Below are 17,758 nucleotides of genomic sequence, written 5' to 3' on the forward strand. Positions count from 1 at the left end.
CGGGTTGGGGTGAGATGCGGGAGAGCGCTCTCACAACCCTGGCGGCGAATGTTACGAACCGAATTCGCCGATGTCAACGCCCGCCCTTGACACTCCGGGACCCGCGCGGGACGCTAGCTGGGAGAGCGCTCTCCCAAGCCGGTTTCCCCATCGGCAGGAGGACACAGTTGTCCCGAAAACTCAGCGCGCTGGCCGTCACGGCCGGCCTCGTCGCGGCCGTGTTCGCGGTCGCGAGCCAGTCGGCCCAGGCCGACGACTACGTCAGCCACCACGAGTTCCAGGCGAACTGCGCGTTCGCCACGGACCGCCCGGACGATCCGATCGTCTTCCCCGGACTGCCGGGCGCGTCGCACCTGCACACGTTCCTCGGCAACAACTCCATCAACGCGAGCAGCACCAACGACTCGCTCCGGCAGGGCAGCACGAACTGCGTCACGCCGGACGACAAGTCGGCGTACTGGTTCCCCTCGGTGCTCAACGGCGACCAGGTGGTGCGTCCCACCGGCAACCAGGTCGTCTACTACAAGTCGGGAATCCTGAAGTACCAGGACGTCCAGCCGTTCCCGCCGGGCATGCGGTTCGTGGTCGGCAGTCCGACCTCGACGCTCGAGCAGTTCCGCGACCACCCCGGCGCCGTCGAGGGGTTCGAGTGCGGGGACAGCGCCAAGAACTGGGACATCCCGGCCTGGTGCGCCCCCGGCAGCCAGCTCAACGTCCGCTTCCAGGCGCCGAGCTGCTGGAACGGCCGTGATCTCGACTCGGCGGACCACAAGTCCCACATGGCCTACCCGGACCGCGCGACGCTGGTCTGCCCGTCGTCGCACCCGGTGCCGGTGCCGATGATCGAGTTCAAGATGGCGTTCCCGGTCTCCGGGGACATGTCACGGGTGCGGTTGTCGAGCGGCCGGGGTTACACCTGGCACTACGACTTCATGAACGCCTGGGACGCTCCGACCCAGGCCGCGCTGGTCCGCCACTGCGTCAACGGCGGCCTGCAGTGCGACCCGCGCGGGTACGACCAGTACAAGCCCCATCGGGGTGCCGCCCTCGGACCGGACTACCGGTTGCCGCGGTGAAGTTCGGATTCCAGCACCCCGGGGCTCACGCTCCGGGGTGTTTCCTTTGTGGCGCCGACAACGTCGTGCCCGCCAGGAACTCGCACGTCAGCAACTCGTGCGACTGCTTCTGGGGCAGGCGGGCCAGCAGGTGCACGGCCCGGCGGCCCGTCTCCCACCTCGGCACGCGCATCCCGGTGAGCCCCAGCAGGTCGGTCTCCGGCACGTCGAGCGCCAGCACCGAGAGGTCCCCCGGAACGGAAAGACCCCGGCGCCGCGCCGCACGGACGAGTGCGGACGCGTCGTCGGGGTGTTCGGCGATCACCGCCGTCACGCCGATGCGCACAAGCTGGTCGAGCCAGACCGCCGGCGCGTGCAGTCCCCTGACGCGCCAGGCCTGCGCGGCCTCGCGGAAACCGCGCAGGCGCTCGGCCGAGGCGATGCCGCTCGGCAGTCCGATGTAGACGATCTGCCGATGGCCGAGAGCCGCGGTGCGCGCGACGAGATCGCGCACGCCCGCGGCGTAGTCGACGTCCACATAAGGAACATCTCCGGCGGTGCTGTCCCGTCTGCCGATCGACACGAACGGGATCGCGTTGTCCGCCAGGCATCTCAGGTCGTGCTCGTCGGCGGTGCGGTCGAGCAGCACGCAGCCGCTCAGGGCCACGTGCCGCGTGTCGACGAAGTCCAGGTCGGCGCACAGGAGCAGGCCGCTGCCCGCCCTGTGCGCCGCGTGACCTATGCCCGCCAGAGCGGGCGTGCTCTCACCGGGAAGCTTCTCCCGGGAGAGCACGCCGATCAGGCTCACGGATAGTTCACCAGGTAACGGACCTGGTTCGCGGTGTTCGCGACACCACCGACACCGTTGATGACGTTGGCGATCGTGCCCACGCCGCCGAGCGACACGGTGACCAGGTGGGTGAACCGGACGCCGGCCCGGTTGGGCGCCTCGAACCCGTTGTCCGTCACGATGCTCGGATCCGCCTGGTTGAAGGCGTAGACACCGACGCCGAACGCCTCGTGCGTGGTCACGTTGTCGGCGACCTTGTACCCGGCCCAGCCTCGCTTCGAGCCGTTCATCCACGCGGCCTGGTTCGGCGGGTCGTAGGGCAGCTCGTTCTGGTAGAGGTAGACGCGGCCTCCGTTGCCGTTCCACACCAGGTTGTGCTGCTGGTAGTGCTCCACGAACAAACCGTACGCGATGACGTCGTCGCCGTTGACGACCACGCCGTTCTGGCCGGGGTTCGCGGTCCAGCTGACGCCCTCACCGTGGTCGGCGCGCCAGACCCAGGTGTGGTCGATGATGGTGTTGCGGCTGTTCACCCGGAGGCTCGTCGTCGCCTTGCCCGCCTGCGACCCGCCGACGCGCAGGTACACGTCGTGCATCGAGGTGGGGTTGGCGGCGTGGTCGGTCGTCGTGGAGTCGCCGATCTCCAGCAGCACCGGGGAGTTCTGCACACCCGCGTCGACCAGGAACCCGGCGAGCTTCACACCGTCCACATCGGACGTCGTCAGCGCCGCCTTGCCCGTGGTGGGCGTCAGCGTCGCGAGCCCCAGACCGAGCACGACGGTGTTCGGGCGGGTGACGCGGATCGTGTCGTCCACCTGGTGGATGCCGGGCGTGAGCAGGAGGTGCTTGCCCTGCTGCAACGCCGCGTTGATGGTGGCGACCGGGGTGCCGGGCTTGACGATGAAGAAGTCCGCGAGCGACACCGACGTGCCGGGATTGCCGTTCTCCCAGCTCGTCCCGCGCGAGTTCTGCCGCAGCGCGGGGACGAACACGCGGTACTCACCGGAGTTGTCGAAGTACAGGTACGGCTTCTCCCGCGTCACCGGGGAGGTGTCGACGGTGGTGTGCGACGGGTTCGGGAACTGGTTCGGCGGCGCGCCCTGCGTCCCGGCGAACACCATGTTCCACACCGACCCGGACCAGCCGCCCGCCAGGTTGCTGTTGCGGGTGAGGAACTGCTGCTGCGAACCGGAGACGGTCACACCGTCGATCTTGCTGTCCACGATCAGACCACCACTGGCCCAGCCGTCGTAACCGTTCCACAGATGGGCCTGACCACGCAGGTGCATCCGCCGGTACGCGGTGGCCTGCGAAACCGCCCAACGCTCGACCTGGTTCGCCGGCAGCGTCACGGACAGGTTCTCCGCGCCGCGCCAGAAGTTCTGGGTCGCGTTGCCGAGGTTGTTCGGGTCGTCGCCCTGCTGCAGCCAGTCGGCCTCGACGCGGATGTGCCCGTTGATGTTCACGTCGTCCGGCATCAGGCCCAGGCCCGCGACCTGCGTGTAGAACCGCAGGTTCACATCGGCGTTGTAGGTGCCGGGCTTGAAGAGCACGGCGTGGCGCTGCGGGCCGAACTGGTTGGTCTTCATCTGCGCGGAGATCGTGTCGAGCCTCGACTGCATCTCCGTCTGCGACGAACCTGGGCCATAGACGTACACGTTCGGGCCGAAGTCGGGGTTGCGCGGGTCGGTCGGTGTCACACCCGGCGTGTCCGGGGTGCCCGTGTAGACCCCCAGCTCCCACAACGAGTAGCCGTAGCCGGTGCCGCGCTGGGTACCGAGCACGCGCAGGTAGCGACCCGAGCCCGCGACGTCGAGCGACTGGTTGCCACCCGTGCCCGTGGTGGTCGAGTGGATGTCACGCCAGGAGTTCGTGGCCGCGGTGTCGGACACCTGGACCTGGAAAGCCTTGCCGTACGCCGCTTCCCAGCTCAGGGCCACGCGGCAGACCTGCTGGGTGGAACCGAGGTCGACCTGCAGCCACTGCGGGTCGGAGAACTGCGAGGACCACCTGGTCCCCGCGTAACCGTCCACCGCGGCGGAGGCGGGAGTGCCACCGCCCTCGGCGGACGACGCCGTCGCGGCCTTGCCGAGTGCGACGTTGGTGGTGCCGCACGCGGCGGCCCCGGCTGGAGCGGTGGTGATGCTTGCGGTGGTCACGAGACACAGGGCTGCGGCAGCGAGTGCGGCCGCCCGGGACAGGGGAGAGCTCATGAGCCTGCCTGACACGTTTGGGGCGAGTGAGCCCGAACGGTGACGCCCGTGGCACCGGGCGTCGGGAGAGCGCTCTCCCGCAGATTAACGCGTGATGTCGCGGAGGTCAATCACGCGGACGCCCGGAGGACGAGTTCCGGTTCGAAAATGACCGACCTCGGCCGCTCCTCGGGGTCGTCCAGGGCCGTGAGCAGCACTTCCGCCATCTTCGCGGCCATCTGCTCGACCGGCTGGCGCACGGTGGTCAGCGACGGGCGGCAGGCCGCGGCGGGCGCGCTGTCGTCGAAACCGACCACCGCGACGTCCTCGGGAACGCGCTTTCCCGCAGCCAGCAGCACGTCCACCGCGCCCTGGGCCATCAGATCGTTCGCCGCGAACACCCCGTCCACCTCCGGGTACTCGGCGAGCAACCGGTGCATCGCGACCGCGCCACTCATGGCGGTGAAGCCGCCCTCGACCGTCGGCACGTACGGGAAACCGTTGCGCGCCAACGCGGCGCGGAACCCGGTGAGCCGGTCCTGGCTGGCGAGCACGTCCAACGGCCCGGAGATCGCGGCGACGCGCGTACGACCGATCTCGGCGAACCGGGCGGCCGCGAGCCTGCCGCCCGCCTGGTGGTCGAGGTCGACGTAGCTGACCGGCAACGGCCGGCCGGGCCGCGCGTAGAGCGCCACGGGCACGTCCGCCTCCAGCAACCGGTCGGGCAGCGACTCGGCCGCGTGCGTCGTCACCAGCAACGCCCCGTCGGCGCTGCCCTGCCGCAGGAACTCCACGACGTCGGCCCTGGTCCGATCGGTGTCGGCGAGCATCAGCACCGGGTGGACCCCGCGGGTGCGCAGGAAGTCGACGACGCCGGCGGTGACGCGGCCGAAGAACGGGTCCACGAACACGTCGGACCCGCCGCCGGCCCCGGAGATGACCAGCGCCACCGTCCCGGTGCGGCGGGTGACGAGCGACCGGGCGGCGTGGTTGGGCGTGTACCCGGTCCGCTCGATCGCGTCGCGGACCGTCTCCTGCAGTTGTGGATCGACGTTGCGCGTGCCGTTCACGACGCGCGAGACCGTCGCCCGGGACACCCCGGCGACCCTCGCGACGTCCTCGAGCGTCGGCGTGCCCTTGAGCATGATCCGCTTCACCACGGCCGAAGGGCGTTCTCCGCCGTGATCCGCGTACCACCGGCGTCCGGTCCGATCAGGACGGTGAACGCACCGGGCTCCACCTGCCATGTCCCCTCCCAGTGCCCGATGGCCCGTTCCGGCACCCGCACGAGCGCCTCCACGGCCTCACCCGGTCCGGCTTCGACGACCGCGAAGCCCGCGAGCCACTTCCGGGGCCTCGGCACCGCGCTGGCCTCGCGGGCCAGGTAGACCTGCACGACCTCACGCCCGCGCCGCTCCCCCACGTTCCGCACGGTCACCCGCACCACGTCGCGTTCGACCCGCGCTTCCTCGTAGTCCCACGAGGTGTAGCCGAGCCCGTGCCCGAACCAGTAGGCAGGCTCGTGAGTCGCCCAAGCGCGATAGCCGATGTCGAGGCCTTCCGCGTACGGCAGCACACCGTCGACGGGCAGGAAGTCCGCGACCGGCACGTCGGCCTCCCGCGCGGGCCACGTCGTCGGCAACCGCCCGCCGGGTTCGCGCTCACCGAAGAGCACGTCCGCGACCCCGTTCCCGCCTTCCTGCCCGGGAAACCAGGTGAGGAGCACCGCGGCCGCGTCGTGCCGCCACGGCATCAGCACCGGACCGCCGGAGTTCACGACGACGACGGTGTTCGGATTCGCCTCGGACACAGCCGCGACCAGGGCGTCCTGCTCCCCCGGCAACGTCAGGGAACTCCGGTCCCGCCCTTCGCTCTCGATCGCGTCGGTGGTGCTGACGACCACGACGGCGACGTCGCTCCGGCGCGCCGCGTCGACGGCGGCAGCGAACTCCTCGCGCGCACAGGGCCGTGGCGGATCGGCGGCCAGCATCGAGGCCATGCCGCTGTCCTCACCGAGCGCGCGCCGCGCGACCAGTTCGACCCGCGTCCCCTCGGTGAGCTCCACCTCCACCTCGTGGTGGGGCGGGCGGAGGTGCTTGACGGCGGGGTCGTCGGTGTCGATCTCCTGCACGACGTCGAGCACCCGGTCCCCGCCGACGTCCAGCGTCAGCCTCCCGTAACCCGCGACCGCGAGCCGCCACGGACCGGATCTGGCGACCTGCAGTTCGGCGCTGATCTCCAGCACCGCGGCGCCTGGCACCTCCTGGGTCTCCAGGATGCGGCCGGTCAGGCGGTGCTCGCGGAACAGCACTTCGTCCGCTGCTCCGAGCACGCGCACCAGGACCGGTGCGTCCACGGGGGTCGGGCGGTCGTCGATGCGGACGCCGGGCTCGTGGACGACGGCGGTGAGTTCGGACAGGGCGGTGAACAGGGAGTTCTCGGCGGCCGGGTAGAGGCCGGAACTGCCGCCGCCCTGGACGCGGGGTGCGACGGCGCCGGGGCCGATCAGCGCGATGCTCCTGCCGGGCGGGAGAGGGAGGATCCCGTTGTTGCGCAACAGGACCGTGCTCGCGGCCACGGCTTCGCGGAGGAGGGCGATGTCGGCGGCGGACTCGCGGACGGCGGCAGGCACCGCCGCACTGTTCACCACCGGCTGCTCCCGCGCGGCGGGCGGCACCTCCCCACCCCGCACTCCTATCGGCGCGGCCAGCGGCACCTCCCCACCCAGCACTCCCACCGGCGCAGCCAGCGGCACCTCCCCGTCCACCGCCGCCCCCGGCCGTCCAGCCGGTGGCACCTCCCCGCCCAGCGTCTCCGTCTCCGCAGCTCCCAGATCTCCCCGCCGCGCGGCCAGCCAATCGTCGCCACCATCCGCCTCCACCGGCTCCAACGCCCCCACCCGTGCCGCGAGCCGCAACAGCCGCAGCACCTTGTCGTCGATCCGGCTCTCCTCCACCTCCCCCGCCTCGACCGCCGCCACCAGCCGCTCCCCCCACGGCCCCCAGGGTCCCGGCATCGACAGGTCCTGCCCCGACACCGCCGACGCCGCGGTCGTCCGCACCGCACCCCAGTCCGACACCACCACCCCGTCGAAACCCCACTCGTCCTTCAAAGGTGTGGTGAGCAGCGGGTTCTCCGACATCGGGTGCCCGTTCACGCCGTTGTAGGCCGACATCACCGCCCACGCGCCCGCCCGCACCACCGCCTCGAACGGCGCGAGGTACAGCTCGCGGAGGGTGCGCTCGTCGACCCGGACGTCGTGGGTGAGCCGGTCGGTCTCGGTCTCGTTGGCGACGAAGTGCTTCGGCGCGGCCGCGACTCCGCCGGACTGCACGCCCCGCACGTAGGCGGCGCCGAGGCGGGCGGTGAGCAGCGGGTCCTCGGAGAAGCACTCGAAGTGCCGGCCTCCGTACGGGGTGCGGTGCAGGTTCAGGACTGGGGCCAGCAGCACGTCCACGCCCTTGCGCCGGGACTCCGCCGCGAGCAGGACGCCGAGTCGTCGCACGAGGTCCTCGTCCCACGTCGCGCCCAGGGCCGTCGGCGACGGCAGGGCCAGTGACGTGCGGCGTTCGTCCCAGCCCGGGCCGCGCACGCCCGCCGGGCCGTCGGAGAACGTCATCGCGCGCAGGCCGATCGACGGCTCCGCGCAGCTGCGCCAGACCGATCCCCCCGCCAGCAGTCGTACCTTGGCGGGCAGGTCGAGCTTGCCGACCAGGCGGGCCAGCTCGTGGTCGTCGTGCACCGGGAACCTCCTTGGAGAGCGCTCTCCAAAGAGTCGGGGGTGCGGAGGTCCGGTGTCAATGCGGCGGAAGGTCGCTTCTCAGCCGAGGTGGTGCGCGCCGCCCGACTCCAGCAGGACCGCGACCGGGAGCGTGGCGGCGCCGACCGCCACCGCGTCCGGACCCGTTCGCCCCAGCTCCAGACGCACCTGACCGAACGGGTGGCGCAGCGCGTGGTCTGCCGTCGCGGCGACGATCTCGTCCAGTTTCCGTGCGCCGAGCGCGAGTCCCGCCCAGCCTCCCAGGACGATGAGTTCCGGGTTGAACAGGTTCACCAGGTTGGCGATCCCGGCCCCCAGAAAGCCCACGGACTCGTCCACCACCCGGCGCGCGACGGCGGATCGGGACGAGAGCAGGTCCTCCAGCCCGGACTGCTCGTCGAACCAAGAAACCTCACGGCGCAACGCCTCGCGATAACGGCCGAGCATGGCCTCCGCCCCGGCGTAAGCCTCCAGACAGCCACGCGCACCGCACCGGCAGCGCCGTCCGCCGTACGCGATCGTGGTGTGGCCCCACTCCCCCGCGTTGCTGGTCGCCCCGCGGTGCACGACCCCGCCGGTCACCACCGCCACCCCGACACCCGATCCGACCAGCGCGATCACCGCGTGACGGGTGCCGCGGCCGGCGCCGAACCACATCTCGGCCTGCCCCTGGGTCTTCGCGCCGTTCTCCACGTACAGCGGCGGTTCGACCCCGGCCGCGCGGAGCATCTTCTCGAGCGGAACGGCGTCCCAGCCGATGGTCTGCGCGTGCACGACGGCCGACGTCCCCTGCTCGACCGTGCCGGGCACACCGACCCCGACGCCGAGCACCGAGGACGCCACGACACCCGCCGCGGACAGCACCTCGCCGATCCCCGACGCGATCAACGAGCTGACCGCGTCGGGCTCCACGACGGCCAACGGGTGATCCACAGTGGACAGTCCGGTCATGGCGAGGTCGAACAGCTCGACCTTGATCCCCGTCTCCCCGACGTCGACGCCTATGACGTGCCCGAACGCGGGGTTGACCCGCAGCAGCACGCGCGGTCTGCCGCCGTCCGACTCGACCGAGCCGGCCTCGACCAGCAGGCCCTCGTCGAGCAGTTCGCCGGTGATCGTGCTGGCCGTCGCGGCGCTCAGCCCGGTCGCGGAACTCAGCTGCTGACGGCTCAGCGGCCCGTCGAGGAACAGCGCCGTCAGCAGCACCGACCGGTTCTGCCGGCGGAGGTCCCGGACGGTCGCCCGTGTGCGCACCATGGGCGCCGAGGTTAGTTCGAGCCTAAAAATAAGCCTCGGGTCGTGACCTCTTCGTTATTGACTTGCCCGTGAGGTCAGGCGTCTACTCTACGGCGACCAGGGGCCTTCACCGGCCCCACCCGCGATGGCACGCGCGGTCACCTTCTCCCAGCGCTCACTTGATTCTTCTCGCTTTCGTTGGAGAACAAGGAGTTTCCATGAGAATCAGGCGTGTTTGCGCTGCCGTCACCGCGACCGCCCTGGCGTTCACCGGCGCCTGTTCGGCCACGAACCCCGGCAGCACCGGCAACTCCGCCGGCGTGCTGAACGTGGGTATGCCGAACGGACCGCAAACGGAGAACAACAACCCGTTCCTCAACTCGTCGGCGTCCTCGTCGCTCGGCTACCGGCGGTTGCTGTTCGAACCGCTCGCGATGGTCAACGAGGTCAAGGTGACCGACCAGCCGAAGCCCTGGCTGGCAACGAAGTTCACCTGGTCGGAGAACTTCCACAAGCTGTCGCTCACGATTCGCGACGGTGTCACGTGGTCCGACGGCAAGCCGTTGACGGCCGAGGACGTGGCCTACACCTTCGAACTGCTCAAGAAGAACCCCGGGCTGAACATCGAAGGTGTTCCGTACCAGGACATCTCCTTCTCCGGCAGTGAGGTCACCGTCGGCTTCCCGAAGTCGCAGTTCGTCAACCAGAAGAAGATCCTCGAGCAGTTCGTGGTGCCCAAGCACCAGTGGTCGACGTTCTCCAACCCGTCGACCGAGACGCTGAAGGAACCGGTCGGCAGCGGCCCGTACACGCTGAAGTCGTTCACGCCGCAGACGGTGACGCTGTCGATCAGGGACAAGTACTGGCAGGAGCTCCCGAAGGTCAAGGAGCTGCGTTACACCTCCTACAGCGACAACAACGCGCAGACCAACGCTCTCGCGACCGGCGCGGCGGAGTGGAGCTTCACGTTCATCCCGAACTACCAGGCCGCGTACACCAGCAAGGACCCGCAGAACCACAAGCTGTGGTTCCCGCCGGTGCTCGGCGTGCACGGACTGTGGTTCAACACCAAGGCGAAGCCGTGGGACGACCCCGCGCTGCGCCGCGCCGCGAACATGGTGGTGAACCGCGACGACATCTTCATGCAGGGCGAGGCGGGCTACTTCTACCCGAAGGTCGACAACATCACCGGCATCCCGACGCCCGCCGGTGAGTCGTTCATCGCTCCGCAGTTCAAGGACAAGAAGGTCACCGTCGACGTCGAGGGCGCGAAGAAGGCGCTGACCGAGGCCGGCTACACCTTCGACGGCAGCACCCTGAAGGGCAAGGACGGCGCGCCCGTCACGATCACGCTGACCGTGCCCTCGGGCTGGTCGGACTACGTCACCGACCTGGAGATCATCAAGGACAACTTCGCGAAGATCGGCATCAACGCGACGGTGAACCTGCAGAACGCCGACGCGTGGACCAAGGCGCTGGACACCGGTGACTTCGGTGCCGCGATGCACTGGACCAACAACGGCCTGACGCTGTACGACATCTACCAGTCCATCATGGACGGTGCGTTGTACAAGCCGATCGGCACGCCCGGCGTGAACGGCAACTACGGCCGTTACGAGAACTCCGCCGCCACCAAGGCTTTGGACGACTTCGCGAACGCGCCCGACGAGGCCGTCCGCAACGCCGCCCTGCACGAGCTGCAGAAGATCTTCGTGCAGGACATGCCCGTCATCATCACCTCGGCGGCCAACGGCGGCGGCCAGTACAGCACCAAGAACTGGGCCGGCTGGCCGAGCGAGCAGGACCAGTACGCCCCGGTGCAGCCCACGCTGGAGAACGCCCTCGACATCGTGCTGAAGCTGAGGCCTGCCTCGTGACGGCCGAGGTAGCGCCGGCGGTCTCCGGAACGGTCTCGACAGAGATCGTTCTGGAGACCGACGGCCTCACCAAGCACTTCCCGATCAGCGCACCGCTTTCCCGCACGAAGAAGGCGGTGCGCGCGGTCGAGGGGGTGTCGCTCCAGCTGCGCCGGGGCCGTGTCACGGCGCTCGTCGGCGAGTCCGGGTCGGGCAAGTCGACGGTCGCGCGGCTGCTCGCGCAGCTCTACCCGCTGACGTCCGGCGAGATCAGGCTGCACGGCCGGAACGTCGCCGTGCAGCGAGGATGGGCGCACGGGCGCAAGTTCAAGGCGTACTGCCGGCGGGTCCAGATGATCTTCCAGGACCCGTTCGCCTCGCTGAACCCCGTGCACACCATCCGCTACCACCTCACGCGGGCGCTCACCATCCACGGCAACCGCGGCGACGACCTGGAGAAGTCGCTCGCGGACCTGCTGACCCGCGTCCACCTGACCCCGGCGGACCGGTACCTCGACAGGTACCCGCACGAGCTGTCCGGCGGGCAACGGCAGCGCGTGGCCATCGCGCGGACACTCGCCGCGAGTCCCGAGGTGCTGCTGGCGGACGAGCCGGTGTCCATGTTGGACGTCTCGATCCGGCTCGGTGTGCTCAACCTGTTGCGCGATCTGAAGGAACGGCTGCACCTGTCAATCCTCTACATCACGCACGACATCGCGTCCGCGCGGTACTTCGCCGACGAGACGGTGGTGATGTACGCGGGTCAGGTCGTCGAGGGCGGTGACAGCGAGACGGTCACGCAGAGGCCGGCGCACCCGTACACGCAACTGCTGATCGAGTCGGCACCCGATCCCGACCGCCTGGCCGTGGAAGAGAAGGACGGCGGCTCCGGCGAACCGCCGTCCCTCATCGAGCCACCGCCGGGCTGTCGGTTCCACCCGCGATGCCCGTTCGTGATGGACGTCTGCCGCACGGACGTCCCGCCGCGTTTCGACCTGGGCGACGGGCACTTCGCCGCGTGCTGGCTGTACCGGGAGGAGGCCGCGTGAACTACCTCCTCAAACGGCTGGCCTTCTACCTGCTCACCGCCTGGGCCGCCGTCACGATCAACTTCTTCGTGCCGCGGATGATCCCCGGCGACCCGGTGCAGGCGCTGATCACCAAGCAGCGCGGGCAGATGACGAGCGAGGCCGTCCGGTCGCTGTACGTCCTGTTCGGACTGGACAAGAACGAGAGCCTCGCGAGTCAGTACTTCTCCTACCTGGGCCAGCTCTTCCGCGGTGACCTCGGGATGTCGTTCACGTTCTTCCCCAGCCCGGTGTCGGACGTGATCGGCGACGGACTCCCGTGGACCGTCGGACTGGTCGGCATCACGACGGTGATCGGGTTCCTGCTCGGCACCGCCGCGGGTGCCGTGGTGGGCTGGCGGCGCGGCACGTGGGCCGACTCGCTGATCCCGGTCACCACGTTCGTCTCGTCGATCCCGTACTTCTGGCTCGGCCTGGTGGCGATCGCGCTGCTCACCGGCCCTGGCAGCTTCTTCCCGGCGTCCGGTGCCTACGAGATCGGGCTGGTGCCGAACTGGGACTGGCAGTTCATCGGCAGCACGGTGCAGCACGGCCTGCTGCCTGGGTTGACGATCCTGCTGTCGTCGGTCAGCGGCTGGATCCTGAGCATGCGCAACATGATGGTGACGGTGTCGTCGGACGACTACGTGACCGTCGCGCACGCCAAGGGCCTGTCCGAACGCCGGGTGATGCTCGCCTACGCCGCCCGCAACGCGTTGCTGCCCAACGTGTCCGGCTTCGCGCTGGCGCTCGGGTTCATCGTCGGTGGCACCCTGCTGGTGGAGATCGTGTTCTCCTACCCCGGTCTCGGCCTGCAGCTGTTCCAGGCGGTCGGTGCCAAGGACTACCCGCTGTTGCAGGGCATCTTCCTCATCATCACGCTGTCCGTGCTGCTGGCGAACCTCCTCGCGGACGTCGCCTACCTCGCGCTCGATCCTCGCACCCGCAGGGAGGCCTGATGCGCGCCAACACCAAGGCGCTCACCGGTGTGATCATGCTGGGCGTGTTCGTCCTGCTGGCCGTGATCGGTCCCTGGATCGCGCCGTTCGACCCGTCGATGCGCAGCAACGCGCTGCTGCAACCCCCGTCGTCGACGCACTGGTTCGGGACGACTCACCTCGGTCAGGACATCTTCAGCCAGGTCCTCGCCGGCACCCGCAGCGTGGTGTTCGTCGGCGCCGTGGCCGGTGTCGTGGCGACCGTGCTGTCGGTGCTCGTCGGCATCACCGCCGGGTACCTCAGCGGGTCGGCGTCGGAGGGGCTCTCGGCGCTGTCGAACGTGTTCCTGGTGATCCCGGCGCTGCCGTTGATCATCATCATCACGTCGTCGCTGCCCGAGACCAGCAACCTCACGATCGCGCTGGTGATCGGGCTGACCTCGTGGGCCTGGAACGCGCGGGTGCTGCGGGCGCAGACGTTGTCGTTGCGCAGGCGGGACTACGTGGAGGCGGCACGGGCGAACGGCGAGTCGACGTGGCGGATCATCCTGTTCGAGATCCTGCCGAACCTGTACGCCGTGATCGCGTCCGGGTTCGTCGGCACGGTGCTGTTCGCGGTGATCTCCGAGATCACGCTGGCGTTCATCGGTGTCTCCGACGCGGGTGGCTGGAACTGGGGCACGGTCCTGTACTGGGCCCAGTCGCAGCAGGCGCTCGCCCAGGGCGCGTGGTGGTGGTTCGTGCCCGCCGGACTCGCGATCGCGTTGCTCGGCACGTCGTTGTCCCTGGTCAACTTCGGCATCGACGAGTTCGTCAACCCACGTCTGCGCACCCGTTTCTCGATGCGCGGGGTCCGGATGCGCGTCGGCTTCACCCCCGTGCTCGTCAAGGAGACGTCATGAAGGAACGCATTCTCGAGGTGCGCGGGCTGGACGTCGACTACGGCCTCGGCCCGGACGCGGTGCGCGCGGTCCGCAACGTCGACCTGACCCTGCACCGCGGCGAAGTCCTCGGTCTGGCAGGAGAATCGGGCAGCGGCAAGTCCACTCTGGCCTACGGGATGACCCGGCTGTTGCCCCCGCCGGGCGTCGTCGCGGGTGGTGAGGTGCTCTACCACCTGGACGACGGCTCGACCGTCGACCTGCTGCGGATGCGCGACGCGGACCTGCGGCGGCTGCGGTGGGCGGAGATCGCCATCGTCTTCCAGGGCGCGATCAACTCGCTCAACCCGGTGCAGCGGATCTCCGCCCAGCTGATGGACGTGCTCAAGGCGCACTCCGCCGGTTCGACCCCGCGTTCCCGGCAGGACCGGGCCAGTGAACTGCTCTCCCTGGTCGGCATCGCCACCGACCGCCTGCACAGCTATCCGCACCAGCTCTCCGGCGGCATGCGGCAGCGCGTGATGATCGCGATGGCGCTCGCCCTGGAACCCCGTGTCGTGATCATGGACGAGCCGACCACCGCGCTGGACGTGGTGGTGCAGAGGCAGATCCTGCGCACGCTCGTCGGCCTGCGCGAACGACTCGGCTTCTCGGTCGTGTTCATCACGCACGACCTGTCGTTGCTGGCCGAGTTCTCGGACCGGATCGCGATCATGTACGCGGGCCAGGTCGTCGAGGAGGCGGTGTCGGCGGACCTCTACCGCACTCCCCTGCACCCCTACAGCGACGGGCTGCTGCGGTCGTTCCCCGCGTTGAAGGGGGCGCGGCGGGAGCTCTCGGGCATCCCCGGCTCGCCGCCCGACCTGCGGATGATGCCGAGCGGGTGCGCGTTCCACCCGCGATGCCCGCGAGCGCTGGACGTCTGCGACGACCAGGCACCCGTGCTGGGGCAGAGCAAGGACAACCGTTCGGTGGCCTGCTGGCTGCATCCGGTGTCCGTGTCATGAACCCGTGCGGCGCCCCGGATCGGGGCGCCGCACCGTGCTCTACCAGCCTGAGTTTCCAGTGCCGCGCTGAATCGTGTAGCGGTTCTCGTCGTTGGCCATGCCCTGGCTGCCGGTCCCCTTCACGCCCGACACGGTCACCCGGTCGAAGCGCCCGGTGCCGGTCACCAGGTTGAAGTGCAGGCCGTGCGAGCCGGCGTTGGACACCGCGACACCCTTGTCGTCGGTGAAGGCCTCGGTCGCCCCACCCGTGCCGTTGATCTTCACGTTGTCGACGGTCAGGTTCGAGATCGCCTTGTTCCAGCTGAACAACATGCCGTGGTAGCTGGAATCGTTGATGTCCAGGTCTTTCAACACCAGCGCCCCGGTGATGTCGGCGCGTTCGGCGAACACCCAGACGGCACCGGTGTGGGTGTTCCAGTCCCAGTTGCGGGTACCGGCCCTGGTGAAGGTGGTGCGCTGCACGACGGTGGTGCCGCCGAACGGTTTGGCGTCGTGCCAGCTGGACACCATGACCCCGGCGCCGTTGAACACCGTGTCGCCGATCAGGGAGTCCTCGATGCGGTTGTCCATGCCGCCGTAGATCGCGGCACCGTTCGCGAGGATCGGCAGCGAGATCGTGTTGAACGCGAACACGCTGCGGCTCACCGCGCTGTTGGGGTTCCAGGACCACATGGCCATGCCGTCGTCACCCGTGTTGCGGAAGCTGCTCTGCTCGACGCGGACGTTGCTGGTGGGCCCGTTGTTGCCGTTGATGTTCAGGCCGTCGGCCATGGTGTTGCGCACCCGCAGCCCCGCCGCGTAGAAGCCGTCGGCCTGCTTGAGCCACAGACCCGTCTTGGCGTGGTTGGTGGCGACGTTGAACACCGTCGAGGCGGAGCCGGACTCCACCTCGACGAACGAGTCGGAGTTCGGTGCCTCGTCCGGGTCGCGGGTGGTGACGTCGCCGTCGAAGGTGAGGTCGGCGATCGTCGCACCCGCACCGGTGATCGCGAACCCGCCGCGCCGGTTCGCTCCACTGAGGACGGTGTGCCAGATGCCCGCGCCGCGCACGTCGACGCCGCTGACGTTCACGATGCTGTTCAGGTTGTAAGCACCTGCGGGCAGCCACACGCCCTTGGCCGCGGTGCCCTGGGCAGCGGCGACGGCCGCGCGGATGCCGGCGCTGTCGTCGGCCCCGTCACCGGGGTTGGCGCCGTGGGTGCGGGCGTCGACGTACCCGGCGGGCGCGGTCGTCGCGGTGGCGACCTCGGCGTCGAGCAGGTCGACCGTGATGTACGCGCCGGCGGTGGTGTCCTTGGCCAGGCGGATCACCGTGCCGGCGGGGTAGGTCTGCGGGAGCAGGACGCGCGCGTCGTCGAAGTAGCGGTGCGGGCGTGCCCCACCCGGTCCCTCGGCGAACGGGTACCCGCCGTACATCCAGCTGTACTTGGAGGTCAGCGCCAGGTCGCGGACCTTGGTGCCGTTCGCGTAGACGGCCAGCGGCGCGGTCGTGCCGTCGGGAACGCTCGCCCGGACGGTGAGGGCGTTGGCGGGCTTGGTCAGGGTGATCTGCACGTGCTGGCCGGTGCCGGTGAGCGTGACGGCGCTGCGCCCGGAGGCCTCCGCGACGTCGGTCGTGTACTTGCGGCCCGGCGTGAGCTTGGTACCGGTGGTGGTCCCGGCCTCGGCCTCGTAGGTGGTGAACGGGACGGTCGCCCCGCGTGCGGCCAGAGCGGTCGAGCCGGTCACGGCGATGTTGTCGACCTGCACGCCGGTCGCGTCCTGGTAGCCGATGATGTTCAGGCCCTCGCGCAACGACGCGGTGTGGGTGGCGGTGCGCCAGCCGCTGCCGCCGGTGAGGGTCAGCTGCGCGACCTTGATGCCGTTGACGTAGGTGGTGACGGATCCGTTCGCGGATGCCGTGTAGCGCAACGAGATCGTGGCGCTGCCCGCGGCGGTCTGGTTGATCGTGCGGATGACACGTGCGGTCGTGGTGGGCAGTGACACCGCACCGGACCCGGTCGCGCCCGCCGTGGTCGTCGTGACGGCGCCGCCGCCGAGGAAGCCGCTCTCCAGTTCGATCGTGCCCTCGGGCATGGGCGTGGAGTTGTCCGGGGAGAGGGCGACGCTGTCGAGGTTGACGTTGCCGTTGTCGGCGCTGCCGAAGGACACCGCGACGGTGTTGGCTCCGGCGGTCGTCGTGACGGCGACGCTCGCGGTGGCCCAGTCGCTCCACGACGCCGTCGCGGGCAGCGACACCTGTTGCGCCACACCGTTGACCGTCACGGTCATGGTGCGCGGAGAGCCGGTTCCGTTGGCGTAACGCAGATCCAGGTTCGCCTTGGTGGCGGTCGAGGAGATGGCGACCGTGGCGGCCGCACCGCGGTTGGCGTCCACGAACCCGCCGACGTACCCGCTGCCGGTGTGCCCGCCGTGTTCGGATTCCACCCGCGCACCACCGGACAGCGTGCCGGACTCCGCCTCGACGACCCCGGTGACGGGGACCACGGGCTCCACCGAGAGGCTGTCGATGTTGACGTTGCCGTTGTCGGCGCTGCCGTAGCGCACGGCGAGCGTGTTGGCGCCCGCGTTCAGGGTGACGTCCTGGCTCACCGTCCCCCACGACGCCCAGCCCGCGGTGGCCGGGAGGGAGAGCTGCCGGGTGCCGCCGTTGACGGCCAGGGTGAGGGTCCGGGTGCTGCCGGTTCCGTTGGCGTAGCGCAGGACCAGCCGGTTCGCTCCGGCCGTGGACCCGCTGGTGGTGACGGTGAACGCGGCGGCACCGCGGTTCGCGTCGGTGAACCCGCCGACGTACCCGCTGCCGGTGTACCCGGCGTGTTCGGTCTCGGCGCGGGCACCGCCGGAGAGCGCGGCGGACTCGGCCTGGTGGACGGTGGGTGCGGCCGAGACCGCGGTGATTCCGCCCGCCACGAGGGCAGCGGCGAGTACCGCGACCTTCACGGCCGCGGGGAGTTTCCTCAACATCGTTGTTGTTCT

Annotated in this window: 12 protein-coding genes; 6 read left to right on the plus strand and 6 right to left on the minus strand. The window is 69.7% G+C overall.

The genetic code is table 11. The annotated features are described in order from the left end of the window. Positions 1–218 precede the first annotated feature (218 nt). The gene (locus PV646_RS21985) at positions 219–1,076 is read left to right on the plus strand and encodes a DUF1996 domain-containing protein (protein ID WP_500345058.1); all 858 of its coding nucleotides are present in this window, start codon (positions 219–221) and stop codon (positions 1,074–1,076) included. 25 nt (positions 1,077–1,101) lie between these two features. Here PV646_RS21985 and PV646_RS21990 read toward each other — a convergent pair whose 3' ends face one another. The 5 genes from PV646_RS21990 to PV646_RS22010 form a co-directional block, all read right to left on the minus strand. Further along, on the minus strand, positions 1,102–1,863 hold the full coding sequence (locus PV646_RS21990) for a substrate-binding domain-containing protein (protein WP_500344043.1): 762 nt from the start codon (positions 1,861–1,863) through the stop codon (positions 1,102–1,104). Then, the gene (locus PV646_RS21995; protein ID WP_500344044.1) at positions 1,860–4,004 is read right to left on the minus strand and encodes a pectate lyase-like domain-containing protein; all 2,145 of its coding nucleotides are present in this window, start codon (positions 4,002–4,004) and stop codon (positions 1,860–1,862) included. The genes PV646_RS21990 and PV646_RS21995 overlap by 4 nt, the downstream gene beginning before the upstream one ends. Positions 4,005–4,168: 164 nt before the next feature. Next, on the minus strand, positions 4,169–5,182 hold the full coding sequence (locus tag PV646_RS22000) for a LacI family DNA-binding transcriptional regulator (protein ID WP_500345059.1): 1,014 nt from the start codon (positions 5,180–5,182) through the stop codon (positions 4,169–4,171). A gap of 8 nt (positions 5,183–5,190) precedes the next feature. Next, positions 5,191–7,779, minus strand: coding sequence for a glycoside hydrolase family 3 C-terminal domain-containing protein (locus PV646_RS22005; RefSeq protein WP_500344045.1), 2,589 nt, complete (start codon positions 7,777–7,779; stop codon positions 5,191–5,193). Between the two features lie 78 nt (positions 7,780–7,857). Continuing rightward, on the minus strand, positions 7,858–9,054 hold the full coding sequence (locus tag PV646_RS22010; RefSeq protein WP_500344046.1) for an ROK family protein: 1,197 nt from the start codon (positions 9,052–9,054) through the stop codon (positions 7,858–7,860). Positions 9,055–9,251: 197 nt separating this feature from the next. On the opposite strand from PV646_RS22010, the gene PV646_RS22015 reads away from it, so the two are divergent. Genes PV646_RS22015 through PV646_RS22035 form a run of 5 tightly spaced genes read left to right on the plus strand, consistent with a single transcriptional unit; the run spans position 9,252 to position 14,782 of the window. Continuing rightward, positions 9,252–10,910 carry an ABC transporter substrate-binding protein gene (locus PV646_RS22015; protein WP_500344047.1) on the plus strand — a complete coding sequence of 553 codons (1,659 nt, stop codon included), beginning with the start codon at positions 9,252–9,254 and terminating at the stop codon, positions 10,908–10,910. Beyond that, positions 10,907–11,938 carry an ABC transporter ATP-binding protein gene (locus tag PV646_RS22020; protein ID WP_500344048.1) on the plus strand — a complete coding sequence of 344 codons (1,032 nt, stop codon included), beginning with the start codon at positions 10,907–10,909 and terminating at the stop codon, positions 11,936–11,938. The genes PV646_RS22015 and PV646_RS22020 overlap by 4 nt, the downstream gene beginning before the upstream one ends. Beyond that, positions 11,935–12,915, plus strand: a complete 981-nt coding sequence (locus tag PV646_RS22025) for an ABC transporter permease (protein WP_500344049.1) — start codon at positions 11,935–11,937, stop codon at positions 12,913–12,915. The genes PV646_RS22020 and PV646_RS22025 overlap by 4 nt, the downstream gene beginning before the upstream one ends. Then, positions 12,915–13,796 carry an ABC transporter permease gene (locus PV646_RS22030; protein ID WP_500344050.1) on the plus strand — a complete coding sequence of 294 codons (882 nt, stop codon included), beginning with the start codon at positions 12,915–12,917 and terminating at the stop codon, positions 13,794–13,796. Before PV646_RS22025 ends, PV646_RS22030 begins: the two co-directional genes overlap by 1 nt. Further along, positions 13,793–14,782 carry an ABC transporter ATP-binding protein gene (locus tag PV646_RS22035; protein ID WP_500344051.1) on the plus strand — a complete coding sequence of 330 codons (990 nt, stop codon included), beginning with the start codon at positions 13,793–13,795 and terminating at the stop codon, positions 14,780–14,782. The genes PV646_RS22030 and PV646_RS22035 overlap by 4 nt, the downstream gene beginning before the upstream one ends. A gap of 39 nt (positions 14,783–14,821) precedes the next feature. Here the strand turns inward: PV646_RS22035 and PV646_RS22040 are convergent, their stop codons facing one another. Beyond that, positions 14,822–17,746 carry a CBM35 domain-containing protein gene (locus PV646_RS22040; RefSeq protein WP_500344052.1) on the minus strand — a complete coding sequence of 975 codons (2,925 nt, stop codon included), beginning with the start codon at positions 17,744–17,746 and terminating at the stop codon, positions 14,822–14,824. Positions 17,747–17,758 lie beyond the last annotated feature (12 nt).

It is taken from the genome of Streptomyces sp. ID05-26A (assembly GCF_033794685.1).
In the GTDB taxonomy this organism is placed as follows: Bacteria; Actinomycetota; Actinomycetes; order Mycobacteriales; family Pseudonocardiaceae; genus Lentzea.